The sequence below is a fragment of the Mycolicibacterium houstonense genome (assembly GCF_900078665.2).
Lineage (GTDB): Bacteria > Actinomycetota > Actinomycetes > Mycobacteriales > Mycobacteriaceae > Mycobacterium > Mycobacterium houstonense.
The window spans coordinates 2,058,401-2,079,242 of sequence record NZ_LT546207.1; the positions used below are offsets into that span (position 1 = coordinate 2,058,401).

At 66.8% G+C, this 20,842-nt stretch carries 24 protein-coding genes and 2 tRNA genes; 14 read left to right on the forward strand and 12 right to left on the reverse strand.

From position 1 onward, the window contains the following. Positions 1 to 46: 46 nt before the first annotated feature. The 4 genes from clpP2 to BN4332_RS10335 form a co-directional block, all read right to left on the reverse strand. Complete coding sequence (gene clpP2, locus BN4332_RS10320) at positions 47 to 694, reverse strand: ATP-dependent CLP protease proteolytic subunit ClpP2 (protein WP_066898344.1); 648 nt, start codon at positions 692 to 694, stop codon at positions 47 to 49. After that, a complete protein-coding gene (locus tag BN4332_RS10325) occupies positions 691 to 1,293 on the reverse strand; it encodes an ATP-dependent Clp protease proteolytic subunit (RefSeq protein ID WP_066898345.1) in 603 nt (200 codons plus the stop codon). Before BN4332_RS10325 ends, clpP2 begins: the two co-directional genes overlap by 4 nt. Before the next feature lie 113 nt (positions 1,294 to 1,406). Then, positions 1,407 to 2,813 (reverse strand): trigger factor, encoded by a 1,407-nt coding sequence (gene tig / locus BN4332_RS10330; protein ID WP_066898346.1) that lies wholly within the window; start codon positions 2,811 to 2,813, stop codon positions 1,407 to 1,409. Positions 2,814 to 2,855: 42 nt separating this feature from the next. Further along, a tRNA-Pro gene (locus BN4332_RS10335) sits at positions 2,856 to 2,929 on the reverse strand. 126 nt (positions 2,930 to 3,055) lie between these two features. Here BN4332_RS10335 and BN4332_RS10340 point away from each other — a divergent pair. From BN4332_RS10340 to BN4332_RS10365, 6 genes are all read left to right on the forward strand, one after another. Then, positions 3,056 to 3,129 (forward strand) — tRNA-Gly (locus BN4332_RS10340). A gap of 106 nt (positions 3,130 to 3,235) precedes the next feature. Next, positions 3,236 to 3,754, forward strand: coding sequence for an MmpS family transport accessory protein (locus BN4332_RS10345; protein WP_066898347.1), 519 nt, complete (start codon positions 3,236 to 3,238; stop codon positions 3,752 to 3,754). Between the two features lie 4 nt (positions 3,755 to 3,758). Continuing rightward, the gene (locus BN4332_RS10350; protein ID WP_066898348.1) at positions 3,759 to 4,379 is read left to right on the forward strand and encodes a maleylpyruvate isomerase family mycothiol-dependent enzyme; all 621 of its coding nucleotides are present in this window, start codon (positions 3,759 to 3,761) and stop codon (positions 4,377 to 4,379) included. Between the two features lie 57 nt (positions 4,380 to 4,436). Beyond that, positions 4,437 to 4,940 carry a hypothetical protein gene (locus BN4332_RS10355; protein ID WP_066898349.1) on the forward strand — a complete coding sequence of 168 codons (504 nt, stop codon included), beginning with the start codon at positions 4,437 to 4,439 and terminating at the stop codon, positions 4,938 to 4,940. Between the two features lie 178 nt (positions 4,941 to 5,118). Continuing rightward, entirely contained in the window at positions 5,119 to 6,306 is a 1,188-nt protein-coding gene (locus tag BN4332_RS10360; RefSeq protein WP_066898379.1) for a serine hydrolase domain-containing protein, read from the forward strand. Between the two features lie 51 nt (positions 6,307 to 6,357). After that, a complete protein-coding gene (locus BN4332_RS10365; RefSeq protein ID WP_066898350.1) occupies positions 6,358 to 7,173 on the forward strand; it encodes a DUF1542 domain-containing protein in 816 nt (271 codons plus the stop codon). 6 nt (positions 7,174 to 7,179) lie between these two features. On the opposite strand, the gene BN4332_RS10370 is transcribed toward BN4332_RS10365, so the two are convergent. From BN4332_RS10370 to BN4332_RS10380, 3 genes are read right to left on the reverse strand one after another with little or no spacing between them, the layout of a single operon-like run. Beyond that, positions 7,180 to 7,974 (reverse strand): Fpg/Nei family DNA glycosylase, encoded by a 795-nt coding sequence (locus BN4332_RS10370; RefSeq protein ID WP_066898351.1) that lies wholly within the window; start codon positions 7,972 to 7,974, stop codon positions 7,180 to 7,182. Between the two features lie 3 nt (positions 7,975 to 7,977). Continuing rightward, positions 7,978 to 8,457 (reverse strand): ribose-5-phosphate isomerase, encoded by a 480-nt coding sequence (locus BN4332_RS10375; protein WP_003879932.1) that lies wholly within the window; start codon positions 8,455 to 8,457, stop codon positions 7,978 to 7,980. A 29-nt stretch (positions 8,458 to 8,486) separates the two neighbouring features. Further along, positions 8,487 to 9,041 carry a TetR/AcrR family transcriptional regulator gene (locus BN4332_RS10380; RefSeq protein WP_066898352.1) on the reverse strand — a complete coding sequence of 185 codons (555 nt, stop codon included), beginning with the start codon at positions 9,039 to 9,041 and terminating at the stop codon, positions 8,487 to 8,489. 81 nt (positions 9,042 to 9,122) lie between these two features. On the opposite strand from BN4332_RS10380, the gene BN4332_RS10385 reads away from it, so the two are divergent. Next, positions 9,123 to 10,049: an aldo/keto reductase gene (locus BN4332_RS10385; protein WP_066898380.1), complete on the forward strand. Its 927-nt coding sequence runs from the start codon at positions 9,123 to 9,125 to the stop codon at positions 10,047 to 10,049. Here BN4332_RS10385 and BN4332_RS10390 read toward each other — a convergent pair. Genes BN4332_RS10390 through BN4332_RS10405 form a run of 4 tightly spaced genes read right to left on the reverse strand, consistent with a single transcriptional unit; the run spans position 10,002 to position 13,527 of the window. After that, positions 10,002 to 10,961: an isopenicillin N synthase family dioxygenase gene (locus tag BN4332_RS10390; protein WP_066898353.1), complete on the reverse strand. Its 960-nt coding sequence runs from the start codon at positions 10,959 to 10,961 to the stop codon at positions 10,002 to 10,004. The two genes, BN4332_RS10385 and BN4332_RS10390, sit on opposite strands and share 48 nt — an antisense overlap. Further along, on the reverse strand, positions 10,958 to 11,398 hold the full coding sequence (locus BN4332_RS10395) for a nucleoside deaminase (RefSeq protein WP_066898354.1): 441 nt from the start codon (positions 11,396 to 11,398) through the stop codon (positions 10,958 to 10,960). Before BN4332_RS10395 ends, BN4332_RS10390 begins: the two co-directional genes overlap by 4 nt. Continuing rightward, the gene (locus BN4332_RS10400; protein WP_066898355.1) at positions 11,395 to 12,789 is read right to left on the reverse strand and encodes a purine-cytosine permease family protein; all 1,395 of its coding nucleotides are present in this window, start codon (positions 12,787 to 12,789) and stop codon (positions 11,395 to 11,397) included. Before BN4332_RS10400 ends, BN4332_RS10395 begins: the two co-directional genes overlap by 4 nt. A 60-nt stretch (positions 12,790 to 12,849) precedes the next feature. Beyond that, entirely contained in the window at positions 12,850 to 13,527 is a 678-nt protein-coding gene (locus BN4332_RS10405) for a GntR family transcriptional regulator (RefSeq protein WP_066898356.1), read from the reverse strand. A 203-nt stretch (positions 13,528 to 13,730) separates the two neighbouring features. Between BN4332_RS10405 and BN4332_RS10410 the strand changes: the two genes are divergently transcribed. From BN4332_RS10410 to BN4332_RS10435, 6 genes are read left to right on the forward strand one after another with little or no spacing between them, the layout of a single operon-like run. Then, positions 13,731 to 14,546 carry a transporter substrate-binding domain-containing protein gene (locus BN4332_RS10410; protein WP_066898357.1) on the forward strand — a complete coding sequence of 272 codons (816 nt, stop codon included), beginning with the start codon at positions 13,731 to 13,733 and terminating at the stop codon, positions 14,544 to 14,546. A gap of 33 nt (positions 14,547 to 14,579) precedes the next feature. Next, complete coding sequence (locus BN4332_RS10415; RefSeq protein WP_066898358.1) at positions 14,580 to 15,242, forward strand: amino acid ABC transporter permease; 663 nt, start codon at positions 14,580 to 14,582, stop codon at positions 15,240 to 15,242. Continuing rightward, positions 15,242 to 15,949, forward strand: a complete 708-nt coding sequence (locus tag BN4332_RS10420; RefSeq protein ID WP_066898381.1) for an amino acid ABC transporter permease — start codon at positions 15,242 to 15,244, stop codon at positions 15,947 to 15,949. Before BN4332_RS10415 ends, BN4332_RS10420 begins: the two co-directional genes overlap by 1 nt. Then, positions 15,946 to 16,674: an amino acid ABC transporter ATP-binding protein gene (locus BN4332_RS10425; protein WP_066898359.1), complete on the forward strand. Its 729-nt coding sequence runs from the start codon at positions 15,946 to 15,948 to the stop codon at positions 16,672 to 16,674. Before BN4332_RS10420 ends, BN4332_RS10425 begins: the two co-directional genes overlap by 4 nt. A gap of 1 nt (position 16,675) precedes the next feature. Then, positions 16,676 to 18,265 carry an N-acyl-D-amino-acid deacylase family protein gene (locus tag BN4332_RS10430; protein WP_066898360.1) on the forward strand — a complete coding sequence of 530 codons (1,590 nt, stop codon included), beginning with the start codon at positions 16,676 to 16,678 and terminating at the stop codon, positions 18,263 to 18,265. Between the two features lie 40 nt (positions 18,266 to 18,305). After that, a complete protein-coding gene (locus BN4332_RS10435) occupies positions 18,306 to 19,442 on the forward strand; it encodes a mandelate racemase/muconate lactonizing enzyme family protein (RefSeq protein WP_066898361.1) in 1,137 nt (378 codons plus the stop codon). Positions 19,443 to 19,538: 96 nt separating this feature from the next. Here BN4332_RS10435 and BN4332_RS10440 read toward each other — a convergent pair whose 3' ends face one another. Further along, positions 19,539 to 20,147, reverse strand: a complete 609-nt coding sequence (locus tag BN4332_RS10440; RefSeq protein ID WP_066898362.1) for a mycothiol-dependent nitroreductase Rv2466c family protein — start codon at positions 20,145 to 20,147, stop codon at positions 19,539 to 19,541. A 283-nt stretch (positions 20,148 to 20,430) separates the two neighbouring features. Between BN4332_RS10440 and BN4332_RS10445 the strand changes: the two genes are divergently transcribed. Beyond that, complete coding sequence (locus tag BN4332_RS10445; protein WP_066898363.1) at positions 20,431 to 20,835, forward strand: DUF732 domain-containing protein; 405 nt, start codon at positions 20,431 to 20,433, stop codon at positions 20,833 to 20,835. The last annotated feature ends 7 nt before the right edge of the window (positions 20,836 to 20,842 follow it).

Sequence of the window (20,842 nt, forward strand, 5' to 3'; positions counted from 1 at the left end):
CCTGGTGCCGTTGGGCTCCAGGGGCGGGCGTGACGTGAAGTCGGGTCTAGCTGCTCTGCGCGGACAGCTTGCGGTACTCCAGGACCGTGTCGATGATCCCGTAGTCCTTGGCCTCCTCGGCGGTGAGGATCTTGTCGCGGTCGGTGTCCTTGCGGATGACCTCCGGATCCTTACCGGTGTGGCGGGCCAGCGTCGTCTCCATCAGGGTGCGCATCCGCTCGATCTCGGCGGCCTGGATCTCCAGGTCGGAGAACTGCCCCTGGATCACACCGGACAGCGACGGCTGGTGGATCAGCACCCGGGCGTTCGGCAGGGCCAGACGCTTACCGGGGGTACCCGCGGCCAGCAGGACGGCGGCGGCCGAGGCGGCCTGCCCCAGGCACACGGTCTGGATGTCGGCCCGCACATACTGCATGGTGTCGTAGATCGCCATCAGCGAGGTGAACGAACCACCCGGCGAGTTGATGTACATGGTGATGTCGCGGTCGGGATCCAGCGACTCCAGCACCAGCAGCTGGGCCATGATGTCGTTGGCCGACGCGTCGTCAACCTGCACGCCGAGGAAGATGATGCGCTCCTCGAACAGCTTGTTGTACGGGTTGGATTCCTTGACGCCGAAGCTGCTGTGCTCGATGAACGACGGCAGGATGTAGCGCGCCTGCGGCGCCAAGCGGGGATCAGTGTGGTCGGTCATTTGTCTAGTCCTGCTCCCGGTCCGGTGCCGTTGACGTTGGCGCTGGTGATGATGTGGTCGACGAAGCCGTACTCCAGTGCTTCCTGCGCGGTGAACCAGCGGTCGCGGTCGGAGTCGGCCTCGATGCGCTCGATCGTCTGGCCGGTGAACTCGGCGTTGAGCCGGAACATTTCCTTCTTGATGACCGCGAACTGCTCGGCCTGGATCGCGATGTCGGCGGCACTGCCCGTGACGCCACCCAACGGCTGGTGCATCAGGATCCGGGCGTGCGGCAGGGCGTAACGCTTACCTTTGGTGCCCGCCGCCAACAGGAACTCACCCATCGAGGCCGCCATGCCCATCGCGTAGGTGGCGATGTCGCAGGGCGCCAGCACCATCGTGTCGTAGATGGCCATGCCGGCGCTGATCGATCCGCCCGGCGAGTTGATGTAGAGGTGGATGTCCTTGGTCGGATCCTCCGCCGACAGCAACAGGATCTGCGCGCACAGCCGGTTGGCGATGTCGTCGTCTACTTGAGAGCCCAGGAAGATGATCCGCTCGGAGAGCAGACGCTCGTACACCGAGTCGACAAGGTTGAGTCCCTGCCCGGCGCCACGCATGTCAGTCACGACTGGATACCTGCTTTCTACTACGTCTTTGAACGCGGTACTGACGACACTAACGAAACTGCGGCCTCACGCACTCCCGTACGGGGGCGCGTTCGCTCACAGCGTCACTCGGCGGCGTCGGCGTCCTTTTCGGCGGACTTGTCAGCAGCCTCGTCGTCGCCGGCTTCCTCACCCTCGGCCTGCGGCGTTTCGGACGGGCCGAAGAACTCCGTGGTGTCGATCACGGTGCCGTCGGTGTCGGTGACGGTCGCCGCGTGCACCACGGCGGCGATGGTCAGCCCGCGACGCACGTCGGCGAACATGGCCGGCAGCTGGTTGTTCTGCTGCAGGATCTGGATCAGCTGCTGCGGCTCGATGCCGTACTGACGCGACATCAGCACCAGGCGCTCGGTGAGGTCGTTCTGACCGACCTGGATGTCCAGCTTGTCGGCGACAGCGTCCATCAGCAGCTGGGTCTTGACGGCCTTCTCAGCGTTCGACTTGTTGTCGGCGTCGAATTCCTCACGGCTGCTGCCCTGTTCGGTCAGCTGTTCGGCGAACTTGTCCTCGTCGTGGTCGAGGCCGTGGATCGCGTTGTGCAGGGTGTCGTCGATCTGGGCCTGAACGATCTTCTCCGGCAACGGAACCTCGGTCTGCTCCAGCAGCGCCTCGATCGCCTTGTCGCGGATCTGCTCGGCCTGCTGCACGCTCTTGACCCGGCGAACCTGGTCGGTGAGGCTCTCCTTGAGCTCGTCGATGGTGTCGAATTCGCTTGCCAGCTGGGCGAACTCGTCATCGGGCTCGGGCAGCTCGCGCTCCTTGACCGACTTCACGGTCACCGTCACTTCGGCGTCCTTGCCGGCGAACTCACCGGCAGCCAACTTGGTGGTGAAGACCTTGGACTCGCCGGCCTTCAGACCGGTGATGGCCTCGTCGAGACCCTCGATCAGCTGGCCGGAGCCGACCTCGTGCGACAGGCCTTCGGTGGCGGCCTCGGGCACCTCGGTGCCGTCGACGGTGGCCGACAGGTCGATCGAGACGAAGTCGCCTTCCTGGGCGCCGCGCTCGACGCCGGTCAGGGTGCCGAAACGGGCCCGCAGCGACTGCAGCTCGGCGTCGACCTCCTCGTCCTTCACCTCGATCGGGTCGACGGTGATCTTGAGCGCGTCGAACTCGGGCAGGGTGATCTCGGGGCGCACGTCGACCTCGGCGGTGAACGCCAGCTCCTGGCCGTCCTCCAGCTTGGTCACCTCGATCTCGGGCTGACCCAGCGGCTTGACGTCAGAGGCGGTGACCGCCTCGCTGTAGCGGCTCGGCAGCGCGTCGTTGACGACCTGCTCCAGCACCGCACCGCGGCCGACACGGGCTTCCAGCAGCTTGCGCGGGGCCTTGCCCGGACGGAAGCCGGGCAGGCGAACCTGCTGGGCCAGCGCCTTGAACGCGCGATCGAAGTCGGGCTCAAGCTCGGTGAAGGGCACCTCCACATTGATGCGCACCCGGGTGGGGCTCAACTGCTCGACTGTGCTCTTCACTCTTCCTGCTCCTAGATAGTCCTGGTCGTACTGGCGGGTGAGTCGGGGTGACAGGATTTGAACCTGCGGCCTTCCGCTCCCAAAGCGGATGCGCTACCAAGCTGCGCTACACCCCGTGGTGGTGGTCGACCCGCTGCGGCAAAACCCGCGAATGAACCACGCGAGATACTACGTGCTCAGGGCACGGAGCATTCAATTGGCATTGATCGGGGGCACACCGGTACAGTGCTGGTGCTGCACATGCGGGCGTAGCTCAATGGTAGAGCCCTAGTCTTCCAAACTAGCTACGCGGGTTCGATTCCCGTCGCCCGCTCCACAAAACCGCCCTCACCGGGCGGTTTTTTGTTTCCGGAAGCAAGCTCGTGCGCCCGGGCCTGCTTAGATCGTCGTGGCCGATCAGGTTTCGAGCGACGGGGACGCCGATGAACTATCCGCAGGGCGGCAACGGCTGGCAGCACATGCCACCACACAACATGGCGCCCCAGGTCTATCCGGGCCAGCCCTATCCGCAGGCCTACGCCCCTGGCTACTACGCGCCACCACCACCCAAGAAGTCAAAGGCTTGGCTCTGGGTTCTGCTCGCGATCCTGACCGTCATCGTCTTGGGCGTCGGCGGCTATGTCGCCTTCGTCGCCGTGGAATCAAAGCGCACCTGGACGGTGACGTATCAGGTCCGCGGTACGGGGAACTCCGCCGCCGTCCGGTATTCGGTACGCGACGGCGACACCACTCGCGAGGACGTGCCTTTGCCTTGGACCAAGGAAGTCACGTTCACCCCATCCAAGGCGTACGTGTTGGAGGTGTCTCCCGCTGCGAACGGCGAAATGGTCACGTGTGAGGTGCATGTTGACGGCGAACTTGTCGACAGCGACACCGTTACCGGCAGCGGAGCGAAGGCAGTCTGCAGCGGATTTACCCCTAACGCGAGCCGATTCCTGTAACCCGATGATCAGCGTCCGCGCTCTGGCCCGCCGGGAACGTGAGGAATTCGCCGACCTGCTCGACGGGCTGAGCCCGCAGCAGTGGCACGCACCCACGTTGTGCGTCGGCTGGACCGTCCGTGACGTCGCCGCCCACACCCTTTCCTACCTCGGGCAGAGCCGTCTGGGCCTCACCGCGGCGATGCTGGCCGCACGCGGGCGGGTGGACCGGCTCAACGACCGTGCGCTACGAGGCGGCGCCGGATCCGGACCTGACGAACTTCGCGCCCTGATGCGGGCGGGCGTCGACCCGTCGGGCGCCGGGGCGCTGTACGGCTGCCGGGTCGCGCTCATCGAATGCCTGATCCATCAGCAAGACATCCGGCGTCCGCTCGGCCTACCCCGGACCGTCCCGCCCGACGCGCTTCGGGCCTCCCTGACGTACGCCCGGGTCAGCCCGGTGATCGGCGGGGCCTGGCACACCCGCGGGCTGCGACTGGTCGCCACCGACCTCGACTGGTCGGCCGGCCGCGGACCCGAGATTCACGGCCCGGGTGAGGCACTGTTGCTGGCGATGACCGGACGCGTCGGCGCGGTCGCCGCCGAACTGCATGGTCCCGGCTTGGCCGAGTTGGGCCGGCGATGACGCACACTCAGACGGGCCGTTTCGGCTCGATCCGGTCCGACGAGAAGAGGGGCGTGAATGAACTACCCGCACGGCGACGCCGGTTGGCACCAGATGCCGCCCCCGAACATGCCGCCCCAGGGCTATCCCGGCCAGCCCTATCCGAGTCAGCCCTATGGGCCCGGTTACTACGGGCCATTCCCACCGCCCAAGAAGAAAAAGGCGTGGCCTTGGGTCCTGCTCGCGATCGTCGCCGTGATCGTGGTGGCCGTCGGCGGCGTCTTCGGCTTCAAGTATTACGACCTGCACCGGACCGTCACCTACACCTACGAGGTGACCGGAACCGGCACTACCGCATTGATCAGCCACTCGTACAACGGCGGTGCCTCAAGCGGAGACACCGAAGTTCCGCTGCCGTGGACCAAGACATTCGAAGGCGAGCGAGACGCATCTTTCCATTTGTTGGCAAATGCGTTCTGGGGCGAGACCGTGACGTGCAAGGTCAGCATCGACGGGACGGTCATCATCACCAAGACCGAATCCAGCGGCAAATGGGCGGCATGTAGCGGGCCCGAGCTGTGACGACGGGGTCACCGGTCTCGATCCGGCGTCGAATCGGGGCAGACCTGACGCCAACCGCGTAACGATCCGACGGCGACCGTCGATTCTGTTAACGGGCCGCCCCTAGCATCGGGCAGTGACGTATCTCCGCATTCTGCCGAGCTGTCGCACACGTCCGTTGCTCACCGCTGGAGGGTCGTTGAGAAGTCAGCCGATCGATGCGATCGACGGCTTCTGCACGCCCGAGTTCGCCCGGGTGCGCGATGCCTTCGAGAACAACTTCGCCGAGCACAACGAAATCGGCGCGGCGGTGGCGGTCTGGGTCGAGGGTGATTTGGTGGTCAACCTGTGGGGCGGATCTGCGGACGCGGCAGGCACCCGACCCTGGGAGCAGGACACCCTGGCCAGCGTGTATTCCGGGTCGAAAGGCCTGTTGAGCACCTGCATCCACCTGTTGGCCGACCGCGGCGAGATCGACCTCGATGCGCCGGTGGCCCGGTACTGGCCCGAGTTCGGCCAGTGCGGCAAGCAGGACATCACCATCGCAATGGTGCTGGGCCACCGCTCCGGTGTGATCGGCCCGCGCGAACCGATGGACTGGCGCCAGGTCACCGACTGGGACGCGGTGTGCAATCGCATCGCGGCCGCGACACCGTGGTGGCCGCCGGGCACCGCGCAGGGCTACCAGGTGGTGACGTTCGGGTTCATCCTCGGTGAGGTGGTGCGCCGGGTCACGGGCCGCACCCTGGGCCAGTATCTGCGCACCGAGATCGCCGAACCGTTAGGCGCCGACATCCACATCGGCCTACCCGATTGGCAGCATCACCGGTGCGCGGAGATGGTGAACAAGCCGTCGGTGCGCAGCCTGTTGGCCGACAACGGGGTCAACGAACCGCCCGCGTCGCTCGGTGACCATCCGATGGCCGGCTGGGCAGTGTCGATGGACTTCGTGCCGGACGACGAGCTCGGCGTGCAGGCCCTCGGCACCTGGCGCTCGGCGGAATTCCCGAGCACCAACGCTCACGTCTCGGCGCTCGGCATGGCGACCTTCTACAACGCGCTGGCCCAGGAGAAGCTGCTGACCCGCGAGCACATGGAGCGCTGCCGGGTCTCGCAGGGCGGATTCGACGCCGACGTGGTGCTGGGTGCGCGGGTCGCCGACCACGGTTGGGGCCTGGGCTACATGCTCAACCAGCGCGGGCTGGCCGGCCCGAACACCGGCATCTTCGGGCACGGCGGGTCGGGTGGCTCATTCGCCTTCGTCGATCTGGAGCACCGGATCGGCTACGCCTACGTGATGAACTATTTCGACGCCACCAAGTGCAATGCCGACCCTCGGACGGTCGCGCTGTCCAACGAGGTGTACTCCGCTCTCGGCGTAATTTGAGTTCTCTTCGAGGACCCGGAAACACCGTTTTCCGTCGGTACGCTGGACGCCATGAACAGCGTTCTGCTGGTACTCATCATCCTGGTCATCGCCGCGATCGCGTTCGTGGTCTACACCTCGTCGAAGGCCAACGGCCGGCGCTCAGCGGAGTCACTGGCTGACGCCAAGGCCGACGCCCGCCGGCTGATCGAGCGCCTCGGCGGCCAGGTGCTCAACCTCACGGGCTCCGACGATGCGTCCAAGCAGGCGCTGGCCGATGCCTCCGAGCGCTACACCGCGGCGTCCTCCCAGATCGATCAGGCCACCACCCCCAAGCAGGCCGAGCTGGCCAAGGAGAGCGCCATCGAAGGCCTCTACTACGTGCGGGCCGCCCGCACCGCGATGGGGATGGATCCCGGTCCCGAGTTGGAGCAGTTGAGCGGGCAGCGCTCGGCCGGCTCGGTCACCGAGGACCGGCGGATCAACTTCGAGGGCCGCGAGATCGAGGCGTCGCCCTCCCCCTCGGAACGCACCCCGAACTACTACCCCGGTGGCCGGGTGGCCGGACGTCCGGTACCCGCCGGCTGGTACTCCGAACCGTGGTGGAAGCCGGCGTTGGTGGCCGGTGCCTGGGGCCTGGGCTCGGTCCTGTTGTTCGACGCATTGTTCTCGGGCATGCACGGAGTCGATTACGGCGCACAGGGTTTCGAGAGCGGCTACGGTGACGGCTACTCCGACGGTTTTGCCGCGGGCCAGGACGGTGGCGCCGACGGCGGAGGCTTCGACGGCGGTGGTGACGCCGGAGGCGACTGGGGCGGCATGGATGCCGGCGGCTGGGACGGCGGCGGCGATTTCGGTGGCGACTTCGGAGACTTCGGCGGCTTCTAGCCTCGCCTACACCTGACAGTCAGGGCACCAGAACAGGTTGCGGGCCTCCAGCTCCGCGGTGCGGACGGTGGCCCCGCACACCCGGCACGCCTCCCCTGCCCGGCGGTATACATAGGTGCGCGGCCGGCCGGGGCCGTAGGACGGCGCGCCGTGATCGTGTTCGGGTCGGACCACCACGATCTTGCCGCGGCGCACCCCGACCTTCATCAGCTCGACGAGATCGGTCCACATCGCGGCGAACTCGTCCTGCCCGACGTGCGTCCCCGGTCGGTACGGGTCGATGTGATGACGGAACAGCAGTTCGCTGCGGTACACGTTGCCAACCCCGGCGATCACCGATTGGTCCATCAGTAACGCACCGATTGTCCTGCGCGACTTGTTGATTCGTGACCAGGCCAGTCCGGGATCGGCATCCTTGCGCAGCGGGTCGGGGCCGAGGCGGGCCACCACGTCGGCGATCTCGGGTTCGGCGAGCAGTTCGCACACCGTCGGGCCGCGCAGGTCGGTGCCGTACTCGGCGCCCACCAGCCGCATCCGCACCTGGCCGACCGGAAGCCCCAACGGGGTCACCGCCTCGGTGAAGGTTCCGTAGAGACCTAGGTGGATGTGCACCACCCGGCCGCCGTCGTAGTGATGGAACAGGTGCTTGCCCCAGGCCGAGGCTCGCTTGAACACCTGCCCGTTGACCGCGGCCGCACCGTCGGCGAAGCGGCCTTGCGGGCTGGACACCACCACTGGTGCCCGCCCGAAGCGCTTCTGGTGCAGCCGGGCCAACCGGTGCAGAGTGTGCCCTTCGGGCATGGTTCAGGCAGGCGCGCCGGGAACCGGCGGGGCCACGTGGTCCTTCTCGTATTCGGCCAGGATGTCGATGCGGCGCTGGTGACGCTCGGCCTCCGACCACGGCGTGGACAGGAACGCGTCGACGATGGCCAACGCCTCTTCCTCGGTGTGCATGCGCCCGCCCAGCCCCATCAGCTGCGCGTTGTTGTGCTCGCGGGCCAGCTTGGCGGTCTCGACACTCCAGGCCAGGGCACAGCGGGCGCCGGGCACCTTGTTCGCGGCGATCTGCTCACCGTTGCCCGAGCCGCCGAGCACGATGCCCAGGCTGCCCGGATCGGCGACGGTCTTGACCGCGGCGTCGATGCAGAATGCCGGATAGTCGTCATCCGCGTCGTAGGTGTAGGCACCACAGTCGATCGGCTCATGGCCGGTCTTCTTCAGATGCTCGATGATGGTCTGCTTGAACTCGAATCCGGCGTGGTCGGCACCGATGTAGACGCGCATGCCGGTAACCCTAACTGGTCAGTAGCACGTCAAGCCTTCGCCTCACCAGCTCGCACACCTGCCAGGAGCAGATCGAGCATTCGCTGCACCTGCTCGGGCGAGCCGCTGGCCAGAAAGATCCCGAGCAGGCTCGACACCACGTCCTCGGCGCGCACATCGCTGCGCAGGCTGCCATCGGAGGCGCCGGCGTCGAGCAGGGTCTGGACCGCACCGGTCACGCTCGCCTTGGTGTCGCGATGGTCGACCGCGCCGGATTCGAAGATGGTGCGCAGTGATTCGGCCATGCCCTTCTTGGCGGCGACGAACGTCGCATAGCGGTCCATCCACCGGCGAAGCGCCACCGGCGGCGGGTACCGGCCGGACAGGTCGGCGGCGGACGCGGATACTTCGGCCAACTCGGCACGGTAGACGGCCTCGATGAGGGCCTCGCGGCTGGGGAAGTGACGGTAGAGCGTCCCGATGCCGACACCGGCCTCACGGGCGATGGCCTCCAGCGAGACGGGCCCGCCTGATGAGGCGAACGCTGCCGCGGCGGCCGCGAGCAGGCGCTCCCTGTTGCGCCGCGCATCAGCCCGTTCAGCCATAGCGGAGGCTCCTCCGTTTTGCTAGCGTACAAGCGGAGGATCCTCCGCATCGTTGTCAGTATGGCATTCCAGGAGCGCACCATGACCACATCGCACCCAGGCGGCACCGGCACCATCGGCGGACACACCGTGGCACGGATCGGCTACGGCGCCATGGGCCTGGGACACGGACTTCCCCTCGACGACGCCACCGCCGTGTTGCGCCGCGCGGTAGAACTGGGTGTCAACCACATCGACACCGCGTCCTTCTACGACGACGGCGTGGTGAACGGGCGCATCCGCGATGCACTCGCCCCGTACCGCGAGGATCTGGTGATCGTCAGCAAGGTGGGCGCCCGGTCCGCCACCGGGCCCATTCCCCTGGCACTCGCCCAGCATCCGGCCGACCTGCGCGCCGCCGTCGAACTGGATCTGGCGGGTCTCGGGCTGGAGCAGGTTCCGGTCGCGAACCTGCGCCGCGCCGACATCGGCCCCGGTCTCTCCGCCGAAGGCGATCAGCTCGTCGACCTCGACGATCAGTTGGCCGAGATGGTGGCACTGCGCGACGAAGGCAAGATCGGTGCGATCGGAATCAGCAACGTCGACCTGGACACCCTGCGCCGTGCGCTGCCCGCCGGCATCGTGTGCGTGCAGAACTCCTACAGCCTGCTCGACCGCAGCCATGAGGACGAACTGGCGCTGTGCCGCGAACAGGACATCGCCTGGGTGCCGTTCTTCCCCCTCGGTTCGGCGTTCCCGGGTTTTCCGAAGGTGGCCGAAAATGCTGTGGTGCAACGGATCGCCGGGGAAAAAGGCGTCAGCGGCGCACAAGTAGGGCTGGCATGGTTGCTCGCCCACGCGCCCAACACCCTGCTCATCGCCGGGACGACGTCGATTGCCCACCTGGAGGAGAACCTGGCGGCCGGCGACCTGGTGCTGAGCGAGCAGCAACTGGCCGATCTCGATGCCGTCGACGTGAAGCTAGGCCAGGGTGATGGCGTCCAGGCGTTCCTTGATGAAGGCCGATGACGTCACCGGTTCCAGACCGACGACCTTGCCGATCGGCGGCTCCAGCGGGGTGACCAGTGCGTCGTGGTTGGCCTCGTAGAAGTAGATCAGCGAGACCAGGTCCTCCTCGGGGGCGTGCGGCTGCGGCGGCAGCACGCGGTGCCGGCCCGACGGCCACCGCCGGCCACTCCAATACTCCAGCAGGTCACCGATGTTGACCGTGAGCGATCCCGGCTCCCACGGCGCGTCCTCCCAGCCCTCCTGCTCGGAGTACACCTGCAGGCCGCCCGCACCGGGCTCGCGGTCCAGGATGGTCACCGTGCCGAAGTCGGTGTGCGGGCCGATGCGGAACTGGCCCAGCTCGGGCTCCCCCACCACGCTCACCGGCGGGTAGTGGTTGATGTTCATGGTCCAGGTCGGTCGGTTCGCCAGCGCGGCAAAGGGATTGGCCGGCAGTCCGAGAGCGTGGGCGAACAGGGCCAGCAGCTCGTCGGAGACCTTCCGCATGGCGGCGGTGTACTCGTCGACCAACGGTTGCAGCGCGGGCACCTCGGCCGGCCACACGTTGGGCGCGAACCAGATCCGGTCCACCTCGGGGTCGCCCGTCGCGGTCTCGGCGCCCAGGCTGTAGCTCTCCTTCAGGTCGGGCGGGGTCTCGGTGCCCTCGGCGTAGCCGTTGGCCTCCGCGCCGGGCCCGATCCAGCCGTGCCCGCCGACCGGGACCGAATAGCGCTGTTTGACCTCGTCGGGTAGGCCGAAGAATTCCCGGCTGGCCGTCCGCACCTTGGCCGCGAGTCCGGTGTCCACGCCGTGTCCGGTCACCACGATGAACCCGGCCCGCTGCAGGCCGGCGTCCACCTCGGCGGCGACCGCGTCGGCCTCGGCCCCACCGGCGTACCAGCGGGACAGGTCAACTGTTGCAATGGCGCTCATTCGCCGATGTCCTCCGCCCACAGGTCTGGTCGCTCGGCGATGAATTCCTCCATCATCGCCACGCAGCGTTCGTCGTCGAGCAGGGTAACCGCCACCCCGTGCTCGGCCAGCCAGTCGTGCCCGCCGGTGAAGGTCCGGCTCTCCCCGATCACCACGGCGCCGATGTTGAACTGACGGACCAGGCCGCTGCAGTACCAACACGGCGAGAGCGTCGTCACCATGATCGTGGACCGGTAGCCGCGCTGGCGCCCGGCGGCCCGGAAGGCGTCGGTCTCGGCGTGGATCGACGGGTCGTCGTTCTGCACGCGGCGGTTGTGGCCGGATCCCAGCAGTGTCCCGTCGGAGCTGAACAGTGCGGCACCGATGGGGATCCCGCCCTCGGCCAACCCTTTTCGGGCTTCGGACACCGCGACGTCGAGCATCTGTTGTGGGGTCATGCCGACACCTGTTCCGTGATCGGGCGCGAGCGGCGCAACAACAGGTAGCAGCCGCCCGCGATCAGGAACCCGACGAAGAACGTGATGTCACCCAACTGCGGCACCTCTCGCGCGACGAACCCGACGAACTTCGCCTGGTTACAGAACAGTGTCACCGATACCACGAGGCCGACCAAGAATGACACCAGTCCGGGCCAGTTGGTGTAGGACCGGTCATAGAGGAACTGCGCGACAGGCGCGCCCCTGCGCCGGTATTCGTCGGCGAACATCACCCCGAGCCAGGGGCCGATCCAGTACGCGATGATCAGTAGGAAGGCCTCGTAGCTGGCGGCGGCGTCGGCCAGCGCCCACCAGGCGATGAGGAAGCCGACGACGCCGAAGAACCCGGTGGCCAGGGCCCGGGCGATGTGATGCGGCAGCTTGATCCCGATGGTCACGAAAGCCATTGCGCCCGAATAGATGTTGATCGCATTCGCGGCGATCGCCCCGATGGCGATGGCCAGCAGGGTCAGACTCGCCAGCCATGGGGCCAGTTCGGAGGTGAACGCGGTGGTCGGATTGTCGGAGACCGCGGGGCCGATGGTCACCGAGGCCGCACCGACGGTTTGCAGCAGCATGCACGATACGAACAGCCCTGCGGCGGCGAAGAACCCGGTGCGCGGCCCGGCCGCCGACCGAGGCAGGTACCGGGTGTAGTCGGCGGCGTACGGCGCCCAGCCAGCGACGTAGCCAAAGGCGGTGCCCACGGTCAGCAGGAAGCCACCCGTGCCGCCCACCCCGCCGGTCACCGCCGGGGCCCCGAGGTCGGCCTTGCTCAGGATCACCACCGAGGTGATCGCGAAGATGACCGCGAGCACCGGGAAGGCCCAACGCTCGAACGCCTGAACCAGGTTGTGCCCGAACACCGCCAACGCGGTCTGCACCACCACGACGAGCACCAGGGCCAGTACCGGCGCGATGCCGAGCAGGGTCGACAACGCGAACGCCCCGCTGACGCTGTTCGTGGCGAACCAGCCGATGCCTGCGGTCACCGTCATCAGCAGCGACGGCACGGCATTGCCCCGGAAGCCGAATGCCAGCCGGCCCAGCACCATCTGCGGAACGCCGTGCAACGGCCCGCGCTTGGACAGGAAGTAATGCGCGAGCGCCCCGAGGCCGGTGCCGATTCCGAGCCCGGCCACGGCCTGCCAGAACGTCATGCCGTACACGGAAACCGCCAGCACCCCGAGGAAGATCGTGGCGAATTCGAGGTTCGGCGAGGTCCAGGTCCAGAACAACTGACTGGGTTTCCCGTGCCGGTCGGCCTCGGCGATGAACTCGTTGCCGCCGGGTTCGACCGCTGCGATCCGGTCCCGGTAGGAACCGTCGGTACTGGGCTCAGCCGCTGTCATCCGTACACCGTGGCGTGAACCGTGGCCCAACGCAAGCTGAACGCGGAGATTGGTTGGCGGTCAGTCGGGCTCGGCGACGGAAAGCAACTCGCGGGCGCTGGCGACGATGTGGTCGTCGAGCGCTGAACGGCGGACGTCCGGCCCACCCGTCTCGATGGCGTGCAGCAGTGCGCGATGCTCTTCGGGGATCGCCGACAAGCTGTCGTGGCGCCTGGCGAGCCGATGGATCTGCATCCGGATGCGCGGTTGCACGCTGGCCCACAGCTGCATGGCGTGTTCGGAGTGGGCGCTCTTGACGATCGTTTCGTGGAACAGCACGTCGAGTTCGTTGAGCAGATCCAGGTCGTCGGCCGCCGCGGCATCGTCCATGCGCGCCACGAGCCGCCGCAGCTCGACCAGCACGGCTGGATCGACGCTCGCCTTCTCCACTGCGAACTGCTCGATCGACAACCGCACCGGAAGCAACACCCCCAGCAGTTCGTCGGCGCTCACCGTCGCCACGAATGCCCCGCGATTGGGAATGTGATGCACCAAGCCCTCACTTTCCAGCTGCCGCAGGGCTTCGCGCACGGGACCGGGACTGGTGCTCAGGTGCGAGGCCAGCACATCCTGCTTGAGCTGCGCGCCGGGTGCCAGGCCGCCTTTCACGATCTGCTCGCGCAGCCAGTCCGCGATCTGATGCCGTCGCGACGCGGGTAACGGGGCGACTGCGGCCAGCGGTTCCAGCGCCTCCGTCAACGGTCGTTCTCCTTCACACAGGGTCGCCAGGGATGCCCCAGTGGCATCAATCCTATGCAGCCGTTCGCGCCGGTTCCGGCGCAGACGCTGCCACATTCCACTGTTGCGCAGATTACAGATTATAGATAATCTCCGATTTATCCAAACCGGTCGGAGCGGTGATCCGCCCTCGACCTGAAAAATCTTCCGAACAAAGGACTTTCATGCGTAGAGCCCTCCGCGCCGTGTTCGTCGCCCTTGCCGCCATCACCGCGCTGGTGCTCGCCGGCTGTACCTCTTCGGGGCAGACGGGCGCCTCCCAAAACAGCGTCCTCACCAACGTGCTGACCTCCAAGAAGCTCACCGTGGGCGTATTCGCCGACGCTCCGCCGTATGGCGTGATGAACAGCTCCGGCGAGTACGAGGGTTTCGACATCGACAAGGCCAGAGCACTCGCCGACTCACTCGGCGCCACGGTGGAATTCGTCAGCGCCACCAACGCCAGCCGAATTCCCATGCTGGAGACCGGAAAAGCCGACGTCGTCATCGCCGCGCTGACCAACCTCGACGAACGCGCCCAGGTGGTGGCCCTGACGAGGCCATACGCATCCGAGGGACAACTCGTCGTGGTGCCGGCCGACAGCCCGATCCGAAGCTACGACGACCTGGCCGGCCGCACCGTGGCCTCGACTCGCGGCAGTGTGCCCGCCACGATCCTGGAGGCCGAGTTCCCGCAGGCCAAGCCCAGCCTGTTCGAAGCCGTTGCCGACTCCATCCAGGCCCTGCGCAGCGGAAAGGTCGACGCCCTGATGGAGAGCACGGCGGTGGTCGCCGGCGTGCGCGCGAGCCAGGGCGAGGCGGTACGCGTCCTCGACGCGCCTGCACTGGCCCCCTCGTTCGTGTCGTTCGGCATCAAGATGGGCGACCAGCTCTGGCTCAACTACCTGAACAACTTCATCATGAACTACAACATCAGCAAGGCCGCCGATGAGTCCTACAACAAATGGCTCGGCATGGACGTCCCCGCGCTCATCAAGTAAACCGCTGCATCCCAACATTTTTCAGGACAACACATGCAGCTCTACTACGGGGACCTGATCCCCTACCTCATTCCACTGCTCAAAGGCCTCGCGGTCAGCATCGGGGTGAGCGTGGTCGCAGTGGTCGCCGGCGGCGCATTCGGGATCCTGCTCTACACCGGGCGCACGTCCAAGGTGAGCATCCTGCGCGTCGTGTCATCGACCTATATCGAGGTCATCCGCAACACCCCACTGCTGCTGCAGCTCTACCTCGTCTACTTCGCACTCCCGCAGGCCGGGATCAACCTCGACCCGGTTGCGGCGGGCATCCTCGCGCTCAGCATCAACAACGCGGCGTACATGGCGGAGATCTATCGCGCCGGCTTTCAGTCCGTGCCGGCCGGCCTGCGTGAAGCGGGCGCGGCACTCGGCCTCAGCCCGCGTGACACGTTCTGGCGCGTTTTGTTCCCACCGGCGATGCGAAATGTCCTGCCGGCCATCACCAATCAGACGATCCTTCTGTTCCTGGCCTCGTCGATCACGTCGGTCGTATCCCTGCCCGACCTGATGCACGTGATGATGGGAATCACCTCGACCACGTTCCGCACCATCGAGGCGTTCACCGTCGGCGGCCTGCTCTACTTCGCGGTCGCGCTCCTCATCGCGAGCCTGTCGCGAATCGCCGAAACCCGGTTCATCAAGTGGAAGGTGGCGTGATGTTCGAAGGCCTCGGCACCCAACATCTCTCGCTGATCTGGAACGGCGCGCTCGTCACACTCCAGATATGCGCGCTGTCAGTACTTTTCGGCGGTCTGTTCGGAATCGTCATCGGCCTGATGTCCACCGGAACCAGCCGCGCCCTGCGGTGGGTGGCCGCGCTCTACGTCGCGTTGATCCGCGGCATCCCGGTCTTGCTGATCATCTTCTTCGTCTACTTCGGCATACCGCTGCTGGCCCCCGGCAGCAGCCTCTCGGAGTACTGGGCCGCGGTGATCGCGCTGTCGGTGTTCGCCTCGGCCTACATCGGCGAACTCGTGCGCGGCAGCATCCAAGCGGTTCCGCGTGGACAGTTCGAGGCCGCCGACGCACTCGGGCTGTCGTACACCCAACGTATGCGCTGGGTCATCCTGCCGCAGGCCGCACGAGTGATGGTGCCACCCGGTGTCGGTTTCCTCGTGGTCCTGATCAAAGACAGTTCCCTGGTGGCCGTCATCGGTCTCATCGAGCTGACCCGGGCAGGCAACGTGGTCAGCTCGCTGACCGCCGACCCGATCACCACCTACCTCATCGTCGGTGCCGGCTATTTCGTCATCTGCTACGCGCTTTCGTCGCTGGGCCGCCGATACGAACGAAAGCTCGGCGTCCACGTCAAGGCACCCGAGGTCGGCGAAACCCTCACCCTCACCACAGGAGCGAAGAAATGATCGAGGTCGACGGACTACGGCTGAGCTTCGGCGACACCGAAGTGCTGCACGGGGTTTCGTGCCGGGTGGCCGAACGCGAAGTCGTGTGCATCATCGGCGCGTCGGGCTCCGGTAAGAGCACGCTGCTGCGTTGCATGAACGGTCTGGAACGGCCGTCACAAGGCACGATCGTCATCAACGGGCACACGCTGGGACCCCAGGAGAAGACCGCCGACCTCGCCGTGGTGCGCCGTGACGTCGGCATGGTGTTCCAGCATTTCAACCTCTTTCCGCACATGACCGTCATCGAGAACATCGCGCTGGCGCCGCGGCGGGTGCTGGGTCGCACCAAGAGCGAGGCCGAGGAACGAGCCCGCATCCTGCTGGGTCGAGTGGGGCTGGCGGACAAGGCCGAGGTCTATCCCGATTCGCTGTCGGGAGGTCAGAAACAACGCGTGGCCATCGCTCGTGCCCTGGCCATGGATCCGAAGATCATGCTGTTCGACGAGCCCACCTCGGCGCTGGACCCTGAGATCGTCGGCGAGGTGCTGGCGGTGATGAAAGACCTCGCCGCCGACGGCATGACCATGGTCGTGGTGACCCACGAGATGGGCTTCGCCCGCGAGGTCTCCGATCGGGTGATCTACATGGACAAGGGCTCCATCGTCGAAACCGCCAGCCCGACATCGATGTTCACCACGCCGCAGGAGACCCGTACGCGGGAGTTCCTGAGCAAGGTGCTCTGAGATGCCTGCCCTGGACTACCTGCTGACGGGCGCCGAGATCGTGGACGGCACCGGGACTCCCCCACGCCGTGCCGATGTCGGTCTGCGCGGGAACCGCATCGCGTTCGTCGGGTTGTCACCCGAGGTCCGAGCGGTCACCACGCTGGACTGCACCGGCATGATCATCACGCCCGGGCTGATCGATCCGCACAGCCACAGTGACTGGTCAGTGCTGGGCAATCCCGACGCGTTCAGCACGATCCACCAAGGCGTCACCACCGAGGTGGTCGGCAACTGTGGTGTCACCTACGCTCCGATCGGCGACGACGATGTCGGCGCGACCACCGGTGCCCTGCGCGCCATGGGCTACGACGGTCCGGTCGACTGGCGCAGCTTCGGTGATCTCGTGCAGCGGGTGCACTCCGGTCCGACAGCCCAGAACCTCATGTGGTTCGTCGGGCACACCGCGATTCGTTCCGCCGCGCGGCCGGCCGCCGACACACTGCGCGCGCAGGTCCGCCTGCTCGAGGAGTCGATGGAGGCCGGCGCGATCGGCTTCACCAGCGGACTGGAGTACGGCTCAGGCCGTTTCGCGGCCACCGCGGAACTCACGACGCTCGCACAAGTGGCAGGCCGACGCAACGGCATGTATGCCAGCCACATCCGGAATCGCGACGCCGGTCTCGACACCGCCGTGGACGAGTTCTTCGCCGTCGTCGACGGTGGAGGGGTGCGCGCGCAACTGTCGCACCTGAACGTGCGTCACGACACCGGGGCCGAACCCGGCGCCTGGGAGCGCGCGGCCGAACGCGTGGTCACCGAACGACAGCGCGGAATCGACGTGCTGGCCGACATGACCCCCTACCCGCACGGCATCGGCATGGCCACCGGATTGCTGCCGGGATGGTTGGCCGAACGTCCCGGCGCGGAGGCCGCCGAGCTGCTCAAGGACCGGGAAGTCCGCGACCGGGTGCGCCGCGACAGCGACCGCTACTGGCGGTTCGTGCACCGCGGCCAGTGGCACCGCGTGCGGCTGGGCGTCAGCCCGACGCACCCCGACTGGGAAGGACTGTCGTTCACCGAGATCGCCGAGAAGCACGGCGCCGACGAGTGGGAGTGCCTGTTCGACATCCTCACCGCGGCGGGCGCCGACATGGGCAGCGTGCAGCTGATCGGCGACCTGTTCACCGCGGGCCATCTCGCCGAGGCGATCGCGCACGACCACTTCCTGCTCGGGGTCGACGCGTTCACCACCTGCCGGCACGGCGCGCTCGCGGGCCGGACCCGCAATCCGCTGTTCTACCACGGGCATACGCACTATCTGGCACACCACGTTCCGGCGGGCACGCTGTCGCTGGAGACGGCCATCCACAAGATGACCGGCATGGTCGCCGAACACTTCGGCATGCGTGACCGGGGTGAACTGCGCGAGGGCGCGTTCGCCGATGTCGTGGTGTTCGACCCGGCGGTCATCGACCGCACCGACACCTGGACGCTGCCACGCCGATACGCCGACGCCGCCCGCCATGTGTGGGTGAACGGCGTGGCTGTCGTCGCCGACGCCACCCACACGGGCCGCAGGCCCGGGCTCATGCTCACCCACCGGCCGTGACAACACCACGACCACATCATCCCGAGGAGTACCCAACCACATGAAAATCACCGGCATTCAGACGTGCGGGCTGCGCGGCGCCACCCCGGAGGGCGGCTGGTCCAACGAACTGCGCCCCGACGACGTCGTGCACACCCTGGTCGCCGTCCACACCGACAGCGGTCAGGTCGGCATCGGCAGCGCCTTCACCACCGAAGGTCTGGTCGCCGCGGCCGTGGATGTGCTTGCGCCACAACTGATCGGGCAAAGTGCACTGGAAGCCGAGCGGCTGACCGAGACGCTGCACCAGAGCGCGTTCTGGATGGGGCGCGGCGGCTCCCTCACCCATGCCACGAGCGCCATCGACATCGCGCTGTGGGATCTGGCCGGCCAAGCACTCGGTCAACCGGTAGGGCGGCTGCTCGGTGGCCGTTACCGGGAGCGGGTGCGGCCCTACGCCTCGGTGCTGATGGACGAGGCGCCGGTGATGACCGAAAACCTTTCGCAGCTGGCGGATCAGGGCTTCACGGCATTCAAGATCGGCTGGTGGAAGTTCGGCCGCGTGGACAGTCAGACCGACGAGCGCACCGTCGCCGCGGCCCGCGAAGCCGTCGGCGACCACATGCTGGCGGTCGACGCCGGTGGTTCCGAGGCCTTCTTCCCCGGCGGATTGTCGTGGGCCAAGCGCACGGCCGACATGCTGGCCGATTACGGCGTCGCATGGTTCGAGGAGGCGCTGGCACCCGACGACATCGACGGATTCGTCGAGTTGCGGCGGCATTCCAAGGTGCCCATCAGCGGCGGTGAGGTCCTGACCCGTCGGCAGACTTTCTTGCCGTTCCTTGACGCTGGGGCCTTCGACATCGTGCAACCCGATACCACCAAGGGCGGCGGCCTGAGCGAGTCGCGCCGCATCGGCTGGGCCGCGCAGGACCGTGGCGTGCAGCTGATCCCGCACGGCTGGAACACCGCGATCGGACTGGCCGCCGATCTGCATCTGGCGTCGGCGCTGGCCTCGACCGACTTCGTCGAATACAAGACCGGATCCGCCTACATCGACGAACTCGTCAGCGGCGGTTGGAGTCTCGACAACGACGGCATGCTCGCCGTGCCGGACGGGCCCGGGCTCGGCGTCACCCTGGACCGGCCCGCGCTGGAGCGCTACGGCACTCGCCCGACGTTCGCCGATGCCCGATGAGTGAGGAATTCGATCACCACGGCGCCAACGCCGCGACAGCCGGAGGCCGGTGGGGCATTGCTCCGGCTGTCGCGGCCCCGTCGATCCAGTTACGCGTCAGTCGAACTGGGGTGCCTCGGTGCGGGAGCGCTTGAGCTCCCAGAAATGCGGGTACGACGCGAACGTCACCGACGCATCCCAGAGCTTGCCGGCCTCTTCGCCGCGCGGGATCTTCGAGAGCACGGGGCCGAAGAACGCGACGCCGTTGACGTGGATGGTCGGGGTGCCGACGTCGTCGCCGACGGCGTCCATGCCGGCATGGTGGCTCTTGCGCAGCGCCTCGTCGTACTTGTCGGTGGTGGCCGCCTCGGCCAGTTCGGCGGGCAGGCCGACCTCGGCGAGTGACTGCTCGATGACCTGGTCGAGATCCTTGTTGTCCTGGTTGTGGATCCGGAAACCCATCGCGGTGTAGAGGGGGCCGAGGATCTCCTGGCCCTTGAGCTGTTCGGCGGCGATGGCCACCCGCACCGGGCCCCACGCCTTCTTCATCAGTTCCTGGTAGTTCTCCGGCAGGTCACGGCCCTCGTTGAGCACGGCGAGGCTCATCACGTGGAATTGCACGTCGATGTCACGCACCTGCTGCACTTCGAGGATCCAGCGCGACGTGATCCAGCACCACGGGCACAGTGGGTCGAACCAGAAGCCGGCTACGTCTTTTTGAGCCATCTACGCGTTCCTCTCGGTGTGGTTCAGGGCACAACTGCGTTCAGCACAACTCCGCACCCATATCGAGATGTTCCCGATTCCGGTAACTATTGCGGCTGCCGGTGCGACAAGCATGATGGCTGGTGTGTCGGGGCATGCATGCCGACGTCACGGCAATGGCACAGGAAACGCATAGTGCGCGAATTTTACCGAACCGTGTTGTTCCTGTGACCCTGGTCAACCACTGTTGCCCAAGTGAGCAGAGCGCTGTAAGGGTTCTGCGTGATAGCTGAGGAGCTTGAACATGGCCGCACGCGCCCTTCTGACCACCGCCGGCGCCGTCGCCGTCGCCCTTGCGCTGGCCGTACCGGCGCAGGCCGATCCGGTACCGGCCCCGGTCGATCCGACCGACACCTCGTTCCTGAACGCCCTGAACGACGCGGGCGTGGGTTACGGCGATCCCAACACCGCCGTCCAGATGGGCCAGGATGTGTGTCCGATGCTGGTCGAGCCCGGTAAGGACTTCGCTTCGGTGGCCTCCCAGATGCGCGGCAACGGCGGCATGTCCCCCGAGATGGCCTCGTTCTTCACGGGCATCGCGATTCAGATGTACTGCCCGCAGATGATGTCGTCGATCGGCGACGGTTCGATCCTGAACAGCCTGGGCGCCCTGAACGGTCTGGCCGGGATCGCCGGCTTCCCCCAGTAGCCCGGGT

What these genes read in the sequence shown, in the direction of transcription:
- BN4332_RS10365 (WP_066898350.1), top strand. Translation starts at nt 6,358, where the DNA reads ATGAACAGCGTTCTGCTGGTACTCATCATCCTGGTCATCGCCGCGATC.
- BN4332_RS10390 (WP_066898353.1), bottom strand. Translation starts at nt 10,961, where the DNA reads ATGAGCGCCATTGCAACAGTTGACCTGTCCCGCTGGTACGCCGGTGGG.
- BN4332_RS10425 (WP_066898359.1), top strand. Translation starts at nt 15,946, where the DNA reads ATGATCGAGGTCGACGGACTACGGCTGAGCTTCGGCGACACCGAAGTG.
- BN4332_RS10325 (WP_066898345.1), bottom strand. Translation starts at nt 1,293, where the DNA reads ATGCGTGGCGCCGGGCAGGGACTCAACCTTGTCGACTCGGTGTACGAG.
- BN4332_RS10400 (WP_066898355.1), bottom strand. Translation starts at nt 12,789, where the DNA reads ATGACAGCGGCTGAGCCCAGTACCGACGGTTCCTACCGGGACCGGATC.
- BN4332_RS10350 (WP_066898348.1), top strand. Translation starts at nt 3,759, where the DNA reads ATGATCAGCGTCCGCGCTCTGGCCCGCCGGGAACGTGAGGAATTCGCC.
- BN4332_RS10410 (WP_066898357.1), top strand. Translation starts at nt 13,731, where the DNA reads ATGCGTAGAGCCCTCCGCGCCGTGTTCGTCGCCCTTGCCGCCATCACC.
- BN4332_RS10435 (WP_066898361.1), top strand. Translation starts at nt 18,306, where the DNA reads ATGAAAATCACCGGCATTCAGACGTGCGGGCTGCGCGGCGCCACCCCG.
- BN4332_RS10380 (WP_066898352.1), bottom strand. Translation starts at nt 9,041, where the DNA reads ATGGCTGAACGGGCTGATGCGCGGCGCAACAGGGAGCGCCTGCTCGCG.
- clpP2 (WP_066898344.1), bottom strand. Translation starts at nt 694, where the DNA reads ATGACCGACCACACTGATCCCCGCTTGGCGCCGCAGGCGCGCTACATC.
- BN4332_RS10375 (WP_003879932.1), bottom strand. Translation starts at nt 8,457, where the DNA reads ATGCGCGTCTACATCGGTGCCGACCACGCCGGATTCGAGTTCAAGCAG.
- BN4332_RS10445 (WP_066898363.1), top strand. Translation starts at nt 20,431, where the DNA reads ATGGCCGCACGCGCCCTTCTGACCACCGCCGGCGCCGTCGCCGTCGCC.
- BN4332_RS10395 (WP_066898354.1), bottom strand. Translation starts at nt 11,398, where the DNA reads ATGACCCCACAACAGATGCTCGACGTCGCGGTGTCCGAAGCCCGAAAA.
- BN4332_RS10345 (WP_066898347.1), top strand. Translation starts at nt 3,236, where the DNA reads ATGAACTATCCGCAGGGCGGCAACGGCTGGCAGCACATGCCACCACAC.
- BN4332_RS10440 (WP_066898362.1), bottom strand. Translation starts at nt 20,147, where the DNA reads ATGGCTCAAAAAGACGTAGCCGGCTTCTGGTTCGACCCACTGTGCCCG.
- BN4332_RS10385 (WP_066898380.1), top strand. Translation starts at nt 9,123, where the DNA reads ATGACCACATCGCACCCAGGCGGCACCGGCACCATCGGCGGACACACC.
- BN4332_RS10370 (WP_066898351.1), bottom strand. Translation starts at nt 7,974, where the DNA reads ATGCCCGAAGGGCACACTCTGCACCGGTTGGCCCGGCTGCACCAGAAG.
- BN4332_RS10420 (WP_066898381.1), top strand. Translation starts at nt 15,242, where the DNA reads ATGTTCGAAGGCCTCGGCACCCAACATCTCTCGCTGATCTGGAACGGC.
- BN4332_RS10430 (WP_066898360.1), top strand. Translation starts at nt 16,676, where the DNA reads ATGCCTGCCCTGGACTACCTGCTGACGGGCGCCGAGATCGTGGACGGC.
- BN4332_RS10355 (WP_066898349.1), top strand. Translation starts at nt 4,437, where the DNA reads ATGAACTACCCGCACGGCGACGCCGGTTGGCACCAGATGCCGCCCCCG.
- BN4332_RS10415 (WP_066898358.1), top strand. Translation starts at nt 14,580, where the DNA reads ATGCAGCTCTACTACGGGGACCTGATCCCCTACCTCATTCCACTGCTC.